A 13881-nucleotide genomic window follows, 5' to 3' on the forward strand; every position below is an offset into this window, starting at 1 on the left:
AGTCGAAAAGCCTCGGGACTTGGCCATGAGATCGGGCCCATCGGGTTTACATCCTATTTAGACAGGAGTTCCAATGTGACAGGCTCTAATGTGATTAAATGGAAAAGCTGGTTATCGGTAACTGATGGGGGCAGAAACTCTGGCCCGCCCTAATGGACCGGGCAGACAGAACAAAGGGCGGGCCTAGGATATGCATCTTGCAGACTTGCAATGAACCAAGTAACAAACAGCCTGATAAGGCTCGCTCATCAAGTAGATAGTAATCAGTTGACCAGCTGGGTTATGCTATTATCAGGTTCAGGTTTTCATCATCATGGCGGGTTGGTTTGATTCAACCGGTAATAGCCGCATCTAAAACATTCTTCTGAAAAGAGAACAGGCAAAAAGTATTTTAGATATAAGGTAAAAGAAATGTACGGCTGCTGAAACGATGGATTTACTGTTGAATCCTCCAACCAATGAGCATATGGCTCTACTTTATGAAAACAAGGAAGACCTTAATTCTGCTGTCTCGAAATACCTTAACGAAGGGCTAAGGAGGCAGCAGTTCTGCGTATATGCAACTGTTCATTTCCGAGACAAGGGCTACATTGATAATTTCTCGTTATCAATCGACAATTACAAAGAAAATGTAGAGAAGGGAAATTTACTGATCGTTGATCTGGCTTCTTTCTATATCTCTGCACTGTTACATGACATGAATCCATTTGAAGAGGCAAAGAAATTGTTTGCCGAAAAGGTAAAGGAAAGAAGAGACAATCATGTCCGCTTTGTCGGCGATGGAACAGGTTTCCTCTTTAGAAATAAGTACTTTGACGAATGTGGAATGGTGGAACAATGGTGGCAGGAAAAGCCGTTTGAGGGATCTTATGTATGCCCATTTCCAAAGCAATTCTTCGATGCTTTTCCCCATGATATGCATTCAAAGCGTGTAGTAGTTGCCACACACGATATTGTTGTAAACGCCTCTGGTGAAGCCTGGAGGAAAATAACCACCCAAATCAAAATGGAGGATTGAATTAATTTGACCTTCGCCGCATCTAATGATTTGTTACAATCCTCAGATAAACAGCACCTTATGCTTCTGTATGATGATGAGGATGAACGAAGCGCAGCTGAAATAGATTGTATTAACCGTGTGTTGGATGCGGGCCAGTACTGTATCTATGCCACCGTTGATGCAAGTGACAAGGATTTTCTGGCCAACCTTGCTCCAAGAATCGCAGACTATGACAGGCATATCCAAGAAGGCAACTTTGTCATTGTCAACTTCAAGCCGTTTTACGATTCGGCTGCTAACTGTGAATTGACTCCGTTCAAGCAATTAAAAGCACAAGTCGAAGAAACACTGAAAGATAGAATCGCTTCAGGCAAGAATGAAAAGGCACTCATAGTTGCTGACGCAGCTTGCAACCTGGCTAGACACAAGCAGTTCGACGAGTGCGTTACGCTAGAAGGCTGGTGGCAAGGGACATACAATGACTGGATGGCAAAGAATTTGGATATCTCGATAATCTGCGCACACCCATCCTCAGTGCTAAAGCAACAGTTGCATATTGGGGAACAAAAGCGCATCTCGCATGCACATTCACTCAAACTTGACTTGAACGACTTTATCGGCAAGAACCATGGCAGAATCCTTGCCAAGCAAGCCAAACCTCAAAAGATACAGATTCTTCTTGCGGAGTCCGAGGCTGATATACGTACAATTTACAGGGATTGTCTCAAGTCTTTGCCCGTCGAACTTGTCATAGTGAAAGGGGCAGATGAATGTTTGGAGCAGGTGCTCATGAGAGACAAACGCGATTTCTATGACATTATTATAATTGATACCCACGTGAAGGATGCAAGCGGGTTCGATATTGCGAAAAAGATTCTTCAGGTAAATCCGGACCAACAAATTATCTTTACCACCACCTCGGATCTGGACCCAATTAGCTCGGGCTTCAAGGCACATTCACTTGATATCGATAAATACCCGATACTTCAAAAGCCCTTTCTATTTTCGCAGTTACTGGGACTAATAAAACCTGCAAAATCAAAATAGGCGACCGCCTCTATTAGACTCGGTTAACTCTGTTAAATCTTCTTACTGATAACAAGATGTAACAGATGATGCAGAACCCTGAGAAGGAAATTAGCTGGTTCTTACAGGGTAAAAAATAACTACGGTTGGAGAGCCTTCTCTGAGACAAGAGCTTCTGGAGATGGGTGTTAGTGTTGCTCCTCTAGGGGATATTGGAAGATGATGAACTAGCGGTCCTGCTTGAAGGGCTAAGAGCATTCGATAGATAGTAAGGAGCAATTCGATTCCTGCCCGCCACAATTCTGTTCCCTCATACAATTGGAGTGCACCTGAACCCGTGAAAAGAGCGGGCCCGTCGGGATTCGAACCCGAGACAACCGGATTAAAAGTCCGGTACTCTACCTGGCTGAGCTACGGGCCCACACGCTAGCATTTACGCTCACATGGCATAATTTAATGCTATTCAGCGGCCGCTCCGTACCCAGCACTGGCCATGCATAAAAGAACTGATAATTACCCGCGTTTTTGTATGCACTGGAAACACACACTAGTGCCTTTCCCGCCGCACATTTTACGCAGCGGCTGCAGGCAGTATTAAAGAACGATTATTTTTGCCATGTTTCCACTGGAAACGCGCGCTACCGCTGCCACCAGCACCTTTAATTGATCCGCCGCCCTTTATCCTGCAATGGTGGACGTAATCTATGGCCGGGGGTTTACGGACCTTGCCAGGGAGATGCCTTTTTACCTCAGCATCTTTAAAAAGATGATAGCCTACAGGCTCTTCAAGAGCAAGGCGCCGATGTACGCCTCTGTCGACGTCAACAACATCTGCAACCTGCACTGCACCCACTGCTACTGGTGGCTCAACCGCAAGGAAGGCGAAAACGACCTGTCGGCAGAAGACTGGCGCAGGATAATCCGAGAAAAGATAAACAAGCACCGCCTCTTTGTCGTGACCCTGGTGGGCGGCGAGCCGACCCTCAGGCCCGACGTCATCCAGACTTTTTGCGAAGAGATGCCAAACAGGGTCTGCGTCGTCACGAACGCCACCTTTCCGCTAAAGCGCTTTGACAACCTCTATTTCTACTGGGTGTCGATGGACGGCACTGAAAAGATCCACGACACGATTCGCGGCCCCGGCTCGTACGCAAAGACGAAAAAGAACGTACTTGACTATGCCGCCGGCCCTGCCAGGAGGGGCAAGCCGGCGTACAAGGACATCTGGCTTACGATGACTATAAACTCGCAAAACTACCACACGGTAGAGGATCTGGCAGAAGAATGGCGGGGCAAGGTCAACAAGATAGGCTTCCAGTTCCACACGCCGTTTGCCAAGGGCGATCCGCTCTTCATGCCGTTTGGGGAAAAGAGGAGTGAGGTCGTGGACAGGATAATCGCCCTGAGGGAAAAGTACCCTGACTATGTCATCAACTCTGTCAAGCAGGTGTCGCTGATGAAGGGCAACTGGGGCGGGGTCGGCACGACGCCGGTCGACTGCCCGTCCTGGGCCATACTGTCCCTTGACCACATGGGCAGGACCAAGATGCCGTGCTGCATCGGGAGCGCCGACAGCAAAGCGCAAAAGCCGCTGTGCGAAGAGTGCGGCCTTGGTTGCTACTCTATCCTGGTCGCGCAGGGCATAACGGGCAACTAGAGAAGCGCCAGCGCCCTGACCGGCGAGCCGGAGGCGCCTGACAGCTTTAGTGGCGCCGCGACAAGCGTGAACCTCTTGCTCGTTATCATGCCGAGGTTGCAGAGGTTCTCGACTGCAACGACGCCGGCAGGCAAAAGTATGTTGTGGGCGGTGAACTTTTCGTCAAAGCCGGGGTCGATGCTCGGGCCGTCTATTCCGACCGCGTTGACCTTTTTTCCAACCAGGTATCTTGCGGCATCTTGCGCAAGGCCGGGGTTCCTTGTCATGTAGTCATTGCCCTCGTGCTTTTCCCAGCCGGTCGCAAAGACGACCGCGTCGCCCTCCCTGATCTCCTCGCCCATCATATCGTCAATGCCTATAGTCTCGTCAGCGCCCTTTGGCACCCTTACCAAGACGGCGCTTGACACGAGCCTTGCAGCCGGTAACTGGTCGATGCTGGCCCTGCCGGGCGCAAAATGAGACGGGGCGTCCATGTGGGTCCCGGTGTGCGTGCTCATGTGCATAACCTCAGAGTCATAGCCGTGCACGCCAAATGTCGACCACCTGATGAACGACGGCTGGGGCGAGCCCGGGAATACTCTTGTCGAGGGCGAGACTTCAATGGTGAGGTCCACTACTTCCATGCCTCACAATCCTGCGGCCTGCTAGATAGAGCCTGCGATTTGTTTAATAACCAAATGCCCGTTATTACGCCATGCCAACTGCATACGTCCTTATCAACTGCGACCTCGGCTCTGAGGAAGACATTATCCGCGAAATCAAGAAACTGCAAGAGACAGTCGAGGTGAGCGGCGTGTACGGCGTATATGACATCGTGGCCAAGATACGGTCAGACACCATGGACAAGCTCCGCGAGACCATCACGTGGCATGTCAGAAAGATAGACAAGGTCCGGTCGACCCTCACGATGATAGTCATCGAGGGCCAGGGCGAGAAAAAGTAGCTAGAGCAGGCTCTTTAAAAGCGACGCCACCCTTGCCGCTTCTTCTTCGGTGTTGAAAAAGTGGGGCGCCGCCCTCACCGCCTTTTTGCCATCGCCGATGTCGCGCTCGGCCACAATGATGCCGTTTTCTTCCATCTTTCTTGCGATGAATGACGAATCTAGTTTTGTCGTGAACGCGACAAGCGACGTGCGCCTGCTTTCCTCTTCAGGCCCGTGCAGGGTGACTCCCGGAATCCTCGCCAACTCTTCGCGCAGGGCGTTTGCAACCTTGATGTTTGCCGACCTGGCGTTGCCGATGCCGATGCGCAGCATGTAGCGCAAAGCCGCTTCAAGCCCCGCCGCGCCGGGGTAGTTGCGAAAGCCTGCCTGCAGGCGCGCAGGCATATCCATGTATGCAAGCGTGCTCCCTGACAGTGTTGCCGACTCGCCTCCGATTGCATGCGGCGCCAGCTCCGGCGCTTTTTTGCTGCAGTAAAACACCCCGATGCCCGTCGGCCCGCACAGCCACTTGAAGCCGGGAAACGCCATAAAGTGGCAGCCGATCTTTTTCACGTCAACCAGGATGGTGCCGGCGCTCTGCGCCGCGTCGACGCAAAACAGGGCATTGTTCTCCCTCGCTATCCTGCCGACCTCTTCGAGGGGCATGACGGCGCCGGTATTGTAGAGCGCGTGGCTCATGGCGACCAGCCGGCTGCCCCTGGAGGCCTTTTCAAGCTCTACCATGTCGAAAAGGCCGTTTGCGTCTATTGGCAGTTCGCGAAGCGCGATACTCCTGTCCCGCGAAAGCCTGAGCCACGGGAAATAGTTTGCATAGTGCTCATGCTTGCCCCCTCGGACTATTATTGCGTCGCCCTCTTGCCATGCGAGGCCGTTTGCGACCATGTTGATGCCATCAGTCGTGCTCTGGACCAGCACCACCTCTTCCGGCTCGCAGTTTATCAGGTGGCCCACGCGCTGGCGCACCTCCTTTAGCAACGACGTCGTATAGTCTGAAATCGAGGCCGAGTCGGGCCCCTCGTCTGCGCACCTGACCATATAGTCTGTCACCGCCTTGATGACTGCAAGCGGCGTCGGCGCCACGGCGCCGTTGTTCATGTAGACAAGCTTTTTTGTTAGCGGAAAGTCGGGCCTGAGATCGTCCATATATCTTACCTTTGACAACTGAAGACAGTGGAGTCCTATAACCATGATCGTGTCCTGAGCGCCAAGGGGCTCAACACCGTCCTCTTTAGCGACCCGTACGCCAAGCTGTGCTACATGGCCGAGCTCGCTTCGACGTACTGCGATGTAGCGTACATCGACCTTGATACCGCGTTTGCGGCATATTTCAGGGCCGGCCTCGTGCGCGCAGGCAAGGTCGACATCTATTTGCCGTCCGAGGGCCGGTTCATGCTCATGTTCAAGGAGGTGCTCGCTACCATGAACGGGCATTCGCTAGTCGTGCTTGATTCGATAAACAGCTTTTACGCAATGTATTACGGATACTACAGGAGCCGGGAGCGCAGCGGCGGAAACCTGAACCACCTGCTGTCGGTGCTCCTGATGCTCCTTGTCCGGCAGGGCGCATCGTCAGGGGTGCCCGTGCTTGCCACGAGCATGCTGCGCTACAGGAAGGAAGGGGGCTGGAAGCAGTCGCCGGCAAGCAGGAGGCTCTTGCAGCAGAAAAGCGCTAGTAGGACAAGTGTCGACCTTGTCGGCAACGACGTCGTCCTTCGCGTGCTTGCGCACGAAACGATGCCGGAAGGAACAGTGATTTCCTATCCTGTCAAAGCTTTAGGCTGACCAGCAGGTAGCCCAGAAACAGGCCTCCCAAAAGGACGGCAAAGCCGCTTGCAAGGAGAGCGCGCTGCGTCCTGGCCGCATTTGCCTTGGCTGCGCGCTGGAGCAGCATGATGCCGGCAAGGCCAACGAAAAGGATGAGTGTTATCACGACCGTCTCGCCAAGCGACTGGACGCTCCTAGTCGGGATTATGAACGCCCTGGTGCCGACTGCCTCTATCGACGCGTTGACCACGCCTGACGCAAGAGCAAAGAATGCCACTAGGTACCCGCCTGCCACTATCAACGCCATCCTGGACGCGCCGGCAATAAACATCGCCATTGCAACCTTTAAGTCTGGCCGATAAATAAAAACCTTGCATGAAGTGCGCGGCCTGCGCCCGGGAAACTGCGGGGCAATACTGCCGCTGCCACGAGCAGGCGCTGGAGCAACTGCGCGGCCACTATGAGGCGTGGGTGCGGGCGTACGGCACAATGGAGTGGGGCGAATACCTCGCACGGCTTTTAAAAATGCAGGAAACCGGCGCCTGGGTCAAAGAAGTGGTTGAAGCAGAATTAAAAAAGTGAGTTTGGGGCAGGACACCTACATGTCCATGCCGCCCATTCCGCCCATGCCACCCATACCGCCTGGGGGCATTGCGGGGCCGCCGCCTGACTTGCTTGAAGCTATCACGTCATCGATCCTGAGGATCATCGACGCCGCCTCTGTCGCAGACTTTATTATCTGCTCCTTGACTGCGAGCGGCTCGACGACATCCAGTTTCGACATGTCGGCGACCTTGGCGTTTCTTGCATCGACGCCGGTCCATTTCGCGCCCTTGCTCTGCTTTGAACGCAGCTCTGTCAGGGTATCGATTGGGTCCATGCCTGCGTTTTCTGCAAGCGCAAGCGGGATTGCTTCAAGAGCCTCTGCAAACTTTTCCGCCGCCAGCTGCTCTCGGCCAGAAAGGGTGCTTGCCCATTCTCTGATCTTTCCCGCGGCGTACGCCTCGGGGGCGCCTCCGCCTGCCACGATGGCCGGCTTTTCAAGGACGTCCTTTGAGACCATGAGCGCGTCATGGACCGACCTGTCAGCCTCATCTACAACGCGCTGCGAGCCGCCGCGGATGAGTATCGTGACTGACTTGGGGTGCTTGCATCCTTCGACAAAGACCCACTTGTCAGTCTCCACCTTCCTCTCCTCTACCAGTTCTGCAATGCCGAGATCCTTTGAGCTGAGGTCGTCAAGGTTATTGACCATGCGAGCTCCGGTGGCGCGCGCCATCTTGGTCATGTCGCTTTCCTTTACCCTGCGCACTGTCAGGATGCCTGCCTTGGCCAGGTAGTGCTGGGCGATGTCGTCGAGGCCCTTCTGACACACGACCACGTTTGCGCCGCTCTTGATGACCTTGTCGACCATGGACTTTAGCATCCTGTTCTCTTCTTCGAGGAACATCTTCATCTGGTCCGGGGAGCTGATGTTTATCTTGGCGTCAAACTCGGTCTTTTCAATTTCAAGCGCCGAGTTGATGAGCGCAATCTTGGCCTTCTCGATGCGCTTTGGCATGCCGCCATGTACGACTTCCTTGTCGAGCACGATGCCCTTGATCAGCTTTGTGTCGCTGATGGAGCCGCCCGCCTTCTTCTCCACCTTGATGTCGTCAATGTCCATCTTGTAGCCAGTTTCAGTTTTTTCAGAGACTGCCAGCGCTGCGTTTACCACTATCTGCGCAAGGCCTTCTGCGTCCCTTGACACTATCTTGGTCTGCATCGAGGTTCTTGCGATCCTGACAAGCTCGTTCTTCTCGTTGCCTGCCACCTTTTGCGCGATGCCGTTGAGCACTTCGATGGTCTTGGCTGCGCTCTTTCTATAGCCGTCCACGATTATGGTCGGGTGGACGTCCTTGTTGATCAGCTCTTCAGCTTTTTCAATGAGGGCGCCTGCCAGCACGACTACTGATGTCGTGCCGTCGCCTACCTCGTTGTCAGTAGCCTTGCTTATCTCCACCATCATCTTGGCTGCAGGATGCTGCACGTCGATCTCCTTGAGAATTGTAGCACCGTCGTTTGTAATTGTCACGTCGCCGAGCGTGTCGACGAGCATCTTGTCCATGCCGCGGGGGCCAAGCGACGTCCTTACTATCTCTGCGATCAGCTTTGCAGCTGTGATGTTATTCTTTTGCGCGTCACGCCCCTTAGTCTGCGATGCGCCTTCCTTCAGGATCAAAACTGGCATTCCGCCAGCGGTTGCTTGTTGTATTGACATATTTCATTTTCACCCTAGAATAGGTGAAATAATTGCATCGTTCCGGGGCATTTTAAGCTTGCTCTATTTGGAGAGCCTTATCCTTGCAATGCCGTTCAGGTACTGCACGTACTGCACGGTAGGGTTTGCAGCACCGTCGGGTATCTGGGCGGTCATCTCGTACTTGCGCGAGCCCTTTGCAGTTATCCTGACGAGCCGGGATGCCGGGTCGTACGTGGCGTTGATGTCGGCCGCGTCGGCAACTCCACGTATCTCTGCAATGACTTCGTAATAGTCCTGGCCCTCGATGACTTCTGGCGGCGAATCGGTGACGATGTCTTCGATCTTGGGGCGCACCTTTTTCACCGGCGGCCTGTAGGCCGTACCCTTGCCCGCAAGGGCTGTTATCCTTGGCAAAAGGACCATCCTGCCGACAAGGCCGGTTGCCGCTCCTGCGATGAACCCCCCGATGTGGGCCAGGTACGCGACGCTCGATTCGCCGACTGGGCTGAGCTGGCCTATGATGCCAAGGATTAGCTGGAGCACGAACCAGAACGGAATGTAGACGAGCACGGGTATGCGTATCGTGTAGATGAAAAAGGCCATGAGGATGGTGTGTATCTTGGCTCTTGGGAACATGACGAGGTACGCGCCGAGGATGCCGGAAATGGCGCCGGAGGCGCCCACTGCCGGGATGGCTCCATCTCCTGACGAGACAGCAAAGACGCTGTGCAGGAGAGCAGCTGCTGCACCCCAGCCAAAGTAGATAATGATGTATTTTACGCGGCCAAACTTGTCCTCAATGTTGTCACCAAACACCCAGAGGAAGACCATGTTGCCGATAATGTGGGCGATGCCCCCGTGCATGAACATCGAGGTGACGATGTTAAGGCCGCTCGCTGGAAAGTTGGAAAACAGGTCGTCAGGCACCGTGCCGTACGTCAAAAACATCTCTGCGACTGCCTTCTGGTCTGTAAAGAACGAAGTCGCAATAGCTTCCCAGATAAACACGGCGACGTTGATGGCGATGAGCGTGTAGTTCAGGTACGGGCGGCCGTGGATCCGCTCGGTGTCGTCGTGTATTGGAAACATTCGCCGGCTATCCTTTCAACAAAGGTATTGGATTAAAGTCTTTATCTGATGCCAAAGGGATTGTTGTTCGGCATGTCGCCGCCCCTTTCGGTATGCGCCTTTCTCATGTGCCGCTTCATGCGTTCCTCGTCGTCAAACTTCATGTCGCAATATTTGCATTTCACCTTGCCGTCTTCCGTCTTTTTCTTGCTGAACAGGCCCAACAAAATATTGTAAAGCGTACCGTCTGATTAAAGTTACTATTCCATCACGATCATTGTAAGCGTAGATTTTACCCCGCTCAGCTTGCGCAGCTTCCACGTGACTGCTTCCTTTACCTTCTCCATCGTGTCTGCCTCCACCATCGCCACGATGTCATAGACGCCGTACACCTGGTATACTTCCTTTACGCCGTCCATCTTTTTCAGCTCGCCAACTAGCGAGTCTTCGCTTCCAAGTTCGGCGTTCATCAAAACAAAGGCTTTAGGCATATGCCTCAATGCCTCGCGGCGTATAAAAACTTGTACGCCTTTCTCTTCATATTCTCTGGACCTCTGAAACCCGGATGAATATCTTTTCCTGGCCAAACTTTTCTTCAAGCTCCCGCTTGATCCTCTGCAGGTGCAGGCCGATGGACTGCTCGCGGCCGGTGATGTCGACCACTGTAAAGAAACTCAACAGCTCATCCTTCTCGAGGTCGCCCTCGTCTTTTGCCCACAGGCCCTCCACCGGCGCCTTTATCGTCGTTGCGCCGCCCTCGCTCATCGCTATCTTTTCTATCTCGCTCCGCAAGTAGCGCACGTTGATAGTCTCGCCGCCGCTGGTCCTCTGCGGCAGCAAAAACTTGACTTTGACCGTGTTGCGTGCTGGCGCGTCCGGGACACTTACTATCATATGCCGTAATGACTGCAGCCGGGCCTATTACACTTCGTGCTTTAGCTTGCCCTCGTCAAACGTGCCGGCCATGCGCCAATGGTAGTCGAAAAAGTCCGAGCACCAGTCCAAGAATTCCTGCGTCTCGCCGTAGAACATGACGTTGAGGTCCGGCTCGCCCTTTTGGTTGGGGAACATGACACAGCCCTGCTTTTCGTTGAATATCGCCATAACCTTGACATCCGCAACCATCCTGCGCTCGACTAGGCCCTTGCTGATAAAGTTGCGCCACCCTACCTTCTGGAGCAGCTGCGTCCTGCCCTTTGGCACTACGGCATTGCTGGAAAATATGTAGGAAAATTTCACGCCGTTGTCGACCCTATCGCTTATGGTTTCAATGAGGTCGAGGGGCACCTGCGCCATTATCTCCCTGATGAACTGCTCTGACTCTCCGTACAGGTTCTTCCACCTCTGCAGTATTGCCATCACGCCGTGCACTATCTCGCAGCCCCTGAATGCGCCCATGCGCTGCACGAACTTTACCGGCAGGTCCCCCAAGCTGTGGTCCAGAAAGAACTCTCTGTTCTTGTAGAGAAAATCGTAACTCGGCACAAGCGACACGATGGTCTTGCCATAAGATGTAAGCACCAGCTCGCCTTCCTTGCCCTTTGAGACCAGGCCCGAGTCGATAAGGCGCATCATGTTCCTGTGCGCCTCCTGCATCGTGGCGTCAAGCTCGGAGGCTAGCTGCGACAGGCGGTAGTCCTTCTCGTTCAGCCTTGCAAGCATCGAAAGGCGCAAGTCTCCTGCAAGCTCGAAAAACAGTGAACCGACGCCTTCGGCGGGCTGTTCTGCCATGACTATAGAACCTTAGCATGCACGTCTTTAAAAATCTGTCAAGGGGCACGTGAGGTGCCAACAGGAACGATTATAATTTGGATAAATGCACACGCAATCCGTTATGGGCGATAAGAAGACTATATCCGCGCTTGTGAGCGGCGGAGAGGCAAACGCAGGCCCGCCACTTGGCCCGGCATTGGGCCCGATGGGCGTCAACGTGCTGCAGGTTGTCAATACCATTAACGAAAAGACCAAGGATTTCCCCGGAATGAAGGTGCCAGTCAAGGTTGAGGTTGATGCCGAGACCAAGAAATTCACCATAGAGGTGGGCATCCCGCCGACTGCCGCGCTCGTGGCAAAAGAGTCAGGGGTACCAAAGGGCTCCGGCACCGCAGGCAAGGACTATGCAGGCGACCTGTCGATGGCAAGCGCAGCCAAGATAGCCAAGATGAAGATCGAAGGCTCGTACGCCAAGGACATCAAGGGCGCCACAAAGGAAGTCGTTGGATCATGTGTCAGCATGGGCGTCAAGGTGGAAGGCAAGCCAGCAAAAGAGGCATACGCCGACATCAATGCCGGCAAGTACGACGACATCCTAAAGTAATTTTTTACCCATTTTTATAACGGGCAGAAATAATAATAACCTAGAAGGACGTTCAGGTATCACATACTATTTGATTCGTATATCGTCGATTTTGCTGATGGTTGCATTAGCCGGCTCGCTGGTTCCCGCATATTCGCTGCCTGCGGGGCGCGACGTGCAGCTGTCCGGTGCTGCCGAGTCCCGGCCTCTTACGTCGCTGCCGCCGGCGACGCAGTTGCCTGCGCTTGATACTGTCAACATTTACGGCCATACCGTCCCGAGGAGCGCCGTGCGGTCGGACTATGGCGCTTTCAGCTTCGGCAAAGAACTGCTACAGTACAACGGCAGCCCACAGAGGACGCTTGTCTTTGGCGCCGGCGACGTAGGCGCGCTTGCTAAAAACACGCATCTGGTAGGGCTCGGCGGCAACAGCCGCGGCTTTATGGGAGTTGCCATGTCGGGCACTCCGCTTCCTCCGGGCTCCGGCTTTACATACGCTTCCGACATGCCCCTCACCTTTGACTCTGCATTTGACGGCCTGCTTGCAAGCAACCCTGCCGTGCACCCTGGCAGGCTTTCCGGAGCGTCGATAATCTTGGCCGACAGGGTCGCAGCCGACTATGGGCTGAATGGCACCGGCGCAACCGTCGCAATAGTGGACACCGGCACAGACTTTTCAAACGACGACATGCGTCACGCAGTCGCAAGGGGCGCCAAGGGAGTGCCGATAATGCTGGACGCCGACGGCCACGGCATCGTGCTTACAAGGGCAAAATACGTCGCCAACATCAACGAGTCTGGCAAGGTGTCAAACTATCCGTCCATCCCTAGCCCGCTGCCGCACAACGCCACGTCGTACGTCTATGTCAACGGCACCGGCGTCTACCTAAAGACATCGCAGGGCAAGATACCCGTCTACAATACCCTCTACCCGTTCTTTGGCACGCCGGTGCTTGACGGCGCGGCAAGCGTCGACTGGAAGATAGGCAACAGCGCGACTGACTATATCCGCTCAAAAAGCGGCGTCTACAGGATGGGAGTCGAGTTCCAGCTGAGCCTCCAGTTCGGTGTGCTGACGCTCGTCATAGTGCCGGTGCTCGTCGTAGACTCGACCACTCCCGGCGTCTACGACACAATCGTGCCGGACATGTCGTACGCATGGTACTCGTTCACGGCCACCATCGCTGGCGCATACCCAAACACCAACTACCTCATACCCGCTCAGACGTTTGACTTTACCGACGAAAAGCCGTTTCGGCTTGGCGACGGCAACGAGTTTTTGACCTACGACTACAACAACGACGGCTATGCAGACTTTTCCGCCGGCACCGCCGGCGCAAGGGTGCTTGACATCTGGCGCGTCATTGACAACAAGACAGAGGTGGCTACTGCAGCCGGCGCCAATTACGGCGGCATCGTCTCTGCCAAGTTGCTGGAGCCGATGGACCCTGCAGGCGAGTACTTTGGCATAATGTATGATTTCCAGGGGCATGGCACCAGCACGGCGGCCACCGTGGCGTCAAAAGGCAGCGCGCAATATGACATTTACAACAACTCTACGAAATACAGGCTCGCCGGCATGGCGCCGGGAGCAAAGATACTGCCCGTCAAGGCGCTCTGGGCCGGTGACACCATCTATGGCTGGCTTTATGCCTCCGGCTTTGACCAGCAGCCTGACGGTAAGTGGCGATATACCGGCGCGCACAAGGCCGACATCATCAGCAACAGCTGGGGCATCCCCAACTTTCCGCTTCTAAAGTACGGCCCCGGCTATGACGTCTTGAGCGTCTTTTCGTCGACGCTTGTGGTGCCAGACCTGTTGGCCAAGGGCTACCCAGGCACCGTAATTGTGGACAGTGCCGGCAACAATGGCGTCGGCTATGGC

17 protein-coding genes and 1 tRNA gene are annotated in these 13881 nt (G+C 54.2%); 8 read left to right on the forward strand and 10 right to left on the reverse strand.

Going from position 1 to position 13881, the window contains the following annotated elements:
• The first annotated feature begins 466 nt into the window (after positions 1-466).
• Both ACREAY_RS04585 and ACREAY_RS04590 read left to right on the forward strand, forming a co-directional pair.
• Positions 467-1018: an MEDS domain-containing protein gene (locus ACREAY_RS04585; protein ID WP_431754583.1), complete on the forward strand. Its 552-nt coding sequence runs from the start codon at positions 467-469 to the stop codon at positions 1016-1018.
• A gap of 6 nt (positions 1019-1024) precedes the next feature.
• Positions 1025-2047 (forward strand): response regulator, encoded by a 1023-nt coding sequence (locus ACREAY_RS04590; protein ID WP_431754584.1) that lies wholly within the window; start codon positions 1025-1027, stop codon positions 2045-2047.
• Between the two features lie 326 nt (positions 2048-2373).
• Here the strand turns inward: ACREAY_RS04590 and ACREAY_RS04595 are convergent.
• Positions 2374-2447, reverse strand: a tRNA-Lys gene (locus ACREAY_RS04595).
• Positions 2448-2714: 267 nt separating this feature from the next.
• Here ACREAY_RS04595 and ACREAY_RS04600 point away from each other — a divergent pair.
• A complete protein-coding gene (locus ACREAY_RS04600; RefSeq protein ID WP_431754585.1) occupies positions 2715-3683 on the forward strand; it encodes a radical SAM protein in 969 nt (322 codons plus the stop codon).
• Here the strand turns inward: ACREAY_RS04600 and ACREAY_RS04605 are convergent.
• Positions 3680-4306 (reverse strand): cyclase family protein, encoded by a 627-nt coding sequence (locus ACREAY_RS04605; RefSeq protein ID WP_431754586.1) that lies wholly within the window; start codon positions 4304-4306, stop codon positions 3680-3682. The two genes, ACREAY_RS04600 and ACREAY_RS04605, sit on opposite strands and share 4 nt — an antisense overlap.
• A gap of 71 nt (positions 4307-4377) precedes the next feature.
• Here ACREAY_RS04605 and ACREAY_RS04610 point away from each other — a divergent pair, with 71 nt between their 5' ends.
• Positions 4378-4626: an Lrp/AsnC ligand binding domain-containing protein gene (locus tag ACREAY_RS04610; protein ID WP_431754587.1), complete on the forward strand. Its 249-nt coding sequence runs from the start codon at positions 4378-4380 to the stop codon at positions 4624-4626.
• On the opposite strand, the gene ACREAY_RS04615 is transcribed toward ACREAY_RS04610, so the two are convergent.
• Complete coding sequence (locus ACREAY_RS04615) at positions 4627-5769, reverse strand: aminotransferase class V-fold PLP-dependent enzyme (RefSeq protein WP_431754588.1); 1143 nt, start codon at positions 5767-5769, stop codon at positions 4627-4629.
• Positions 5770-5796: 27 nt separating this feature from the next.
• Here ACREAY_RS04615 and ACREAY_RS04620 point away from each other — a divergent pair, with 27 nt between their 5' ends.
• A complete protein-coding gene (locus ACREAY_RS04620; RefSeq protein WP_431754589.1) occupies positions 5797-6408 on the forward strand; it encodes a hypothetical protein in 612 nt (203 codons plus the stop codon).
• Here the strand turns inward: ACREAY_RS04620 and ACREAY_RS04625 are convergent.
• The gene (locus ACREAY_RS04625) at positions 6392-6727 is read right to left on the reverse strand and encodes a hypothetical protein (protein ID WP_431754590.1); all 336 of its coding nucleotides are present in this window, start codon (positions 6725-6727) and stop codon (positions 6392-6394) included. The two genes, ACREAY_RS04620 and ACREAY_RS04625, sit on opposite strands and share 17 nt — an antisense overlap.
• A 38-nt stretch (positions 6728-6765) precedes the next feature.
• Between ACREAY_RS04625 and ACREAY_RS04630 the strand changes: the two genes are divergently transcribed.
• On the forward strand, positions 6766-6972 hold the full coding sequence (locus tag ACREAY_RS04630; protein ID WP_431754591.1) for a hypothetical protein: 207 nt from the start codon (positions 6766-6768) through the stop codon (positions 6970-6972).
• A gap of 16 nt (positions 6973-6988) precedes the next feature.
• Here the strand turns inward: ACREAY_RS04630 and thsB are convergent, their stop codons facing one another.
• The 6 genes from thsB to ACREAY_RS04660 all read right to left on the reverse strand — a co-directional run bounded on the left by thsB (position 6989) and on the right by ACREAY_RS04660 (position 11431).
• The gene (gene thsB / locus ACREAY_RS04635; protein ID WP_431754592.1) at positions 6989-8650 is read right to left on the reverse strand and encodes a thermosome subunit beta; all 1662 of its coding nucleotides are present in this window, start codon (positions 8648-8650) and stop codon (positions 6989-6991) included.
• Positions 8651-8713: 63 nt separating this feature from the next.
• Positions 8714-9721, reverse strand: a complete 1008-nt coding sequence (locus ACREAY_RS04640; RefSeq protein WP_431754593.1) for a rhomboid family intramembrane serine protease — start codon at positions 9719-9721, stop codon at positions 8714-8716.
• A 41-nt stretch (positions 9722-9762) separates the two neighbouring features.
• On the reverse strand, positions 9763-9924 hold the full coding sequence (locus ACREAY_RS04645; protein ID WP_431754594.1) for a hypothetical protein: 162 nt from the start codon (positions 9922-9924) through the stop codon (positions 9763-9765).
• A 36-nt stretch (positions 9925-9960) separates the two neighbouring features.
• Entirely contained in the window at positions 9961-10191 is a 231-nt protein-coding gene (locus tag ACREAY_RS04650; protein WP_431754595.1) for an Lrp/AsnC family transcriptional regulator, read from the reverse strand.
• Between the two features lie 46 nt (positions 10192-10237).
• The gene (locus tag ACREAY_RS04655) at positions 10238-10594 is read right to left on the reverse strand and encodes a hypothetical protein (protein ID WP_431754596.1); all 357 of its coding nucleotides are present in this window, start codon (positions 10592-10594) and stop codon (positions 10238-10240) included.
• Positions 10595-10621: 27 nt separating this feature from the next.
• Positions 10622-11431 (reverse strand): helix-turn-helix transcriptional regulator, encoded by an 810-nt coding sequence (locus tag ACREAY_RS04660; RefSeq protein ID WP_431754597.1) that lies wholly within the window; start codon positions 11429-11431, stop codon positions 10622-10624.
• A 103-nt stretch (positions 11432-11534) separates the two neighbouring features.
• Here ACREAY_RS04660 and ACREAY_RS04665 point away from each other — a divergent pair, with 103 nt between their 5' ends.
• Together ACREAY_RS04665 and ACREAY_RS04670 are read left to right on the forward strand one after the other, a co-directional pair.
• Positions 11535-12017 (forward strand): 50S ribosomal protein L11, encoded by a 483-nt coding sequence (locus ACREAY_RS04665; protein ID WP_431754598.1) that lies wholly within the window; start codon positions 11535-11537, stop codon positions 12015-12017.
• A gap of 97 nt (positions 12018-12114) precedes the next feature.
• Positions 12115-13881: S8 family serine peptidase (locus ACREAY_RS04670; RefSeq protein WP_431754599.1), on the forward strand; the 1767-nt coding region annotated here is incomplete at its 3' end.

It is taken from the genome of Nitrososphaera sp., from assembly GCF_050748925.1.
Lineage (GTDB): Archaea > Thermoproteota > Nitrososphaeria > Nitrososphaerales > Nitrososphaeraceae > Nitrososphaera.

Coding starts and splice junctions, on each gene's coding strand:
- ACREAY_RS04610 (WP_431754587.1), top strand. CDS start 4,378: ATGCCAACTGCATACGTCCTTATCAACTGCGACCTCGGCTCTGAGGAA.
- ACREAY_RS04615 (WP_431754588.1), bottom strand. CDS start 5,769: ATGGACGATCTCAGGCCCGACTTTCCGCTAACAAAAAAGCTTGTCTAC.
- ACREAY_RS04585 (WP_431754583.1), top strand. CDS start 467: ATGGCTCTACTTTATGAAAACAAGGAAGACCTTAATTCTGCTGTCTCG.
- ACREAY_RS04605 (WP_431754586.1), bottom strand. CDS start 4,306: ATGGAAGTAGTGGACCTCACCATTGAAGTCTCGCCCTCGACAAGAGTA.
- ACREAY_RS04630 (WP_431754591.1), top strand. CDS start 6,766: ATGAAGTGCGCGGCCTGCGCCCGGGAAACTGCGGGGCAATACTGCCGC.
- ACREAY_RS04665 (WP_431754598.1), top strand. CDS start 11,535: ATGGGCGATAAGAAGACTATATCCGCGCTTGTGAGCGGCGGAGAGGCA.
- ACREAY_RS04640 (WP_431754593.1), bottom strand. CDS start 9,721: ATGTTTCCAATACACGACGACACCGAGCGGATCCACGGCCGCCCGTAC.
- ACREAY_RS04625 (WP_431754590.1), bottom strand. CDS start 6,727: ATGGCGATGTTTATTGCCGGCGCGTCCAGGATGGCGTTGATAGTGGCA.
- thsB (WP_431754592.1), bottom strand. CDS start 8,650: ATGTCAATACAACAAGCAACCGCTGGCGGAATGCCAGTTTTGATCCTG.
- ACREAY_RS04650 (WP_431754595.1), bottom strand. CDS start 10,191: ATGCCTAAAGCCTTTGTTTTGATGAACGCCGAACTTGGAAGCGAAGAC.
- ACREAY_RS04600 (WP_431754585.1), top strand. CDS start 2,715: ATGGTGGACGTAATCTATGGCCGGGGGTTTACGGACCTTGCCAGGGAG.
- ACREAY_RS04655 (WP_431754596.1), bottom strand. CDS start 10,594: ATGATAGTAAGTGTCCCGGACGCGCCAGCACGCAACACGGTCAAAGTC.
- ACREAY_RS04660 (WP_431754597.1), bottom strand. CDS start 11,431: ATGGCAGAACAGCCCGCCGAAGGCGTCGGTTCACTGTTTTTCGAGCTT.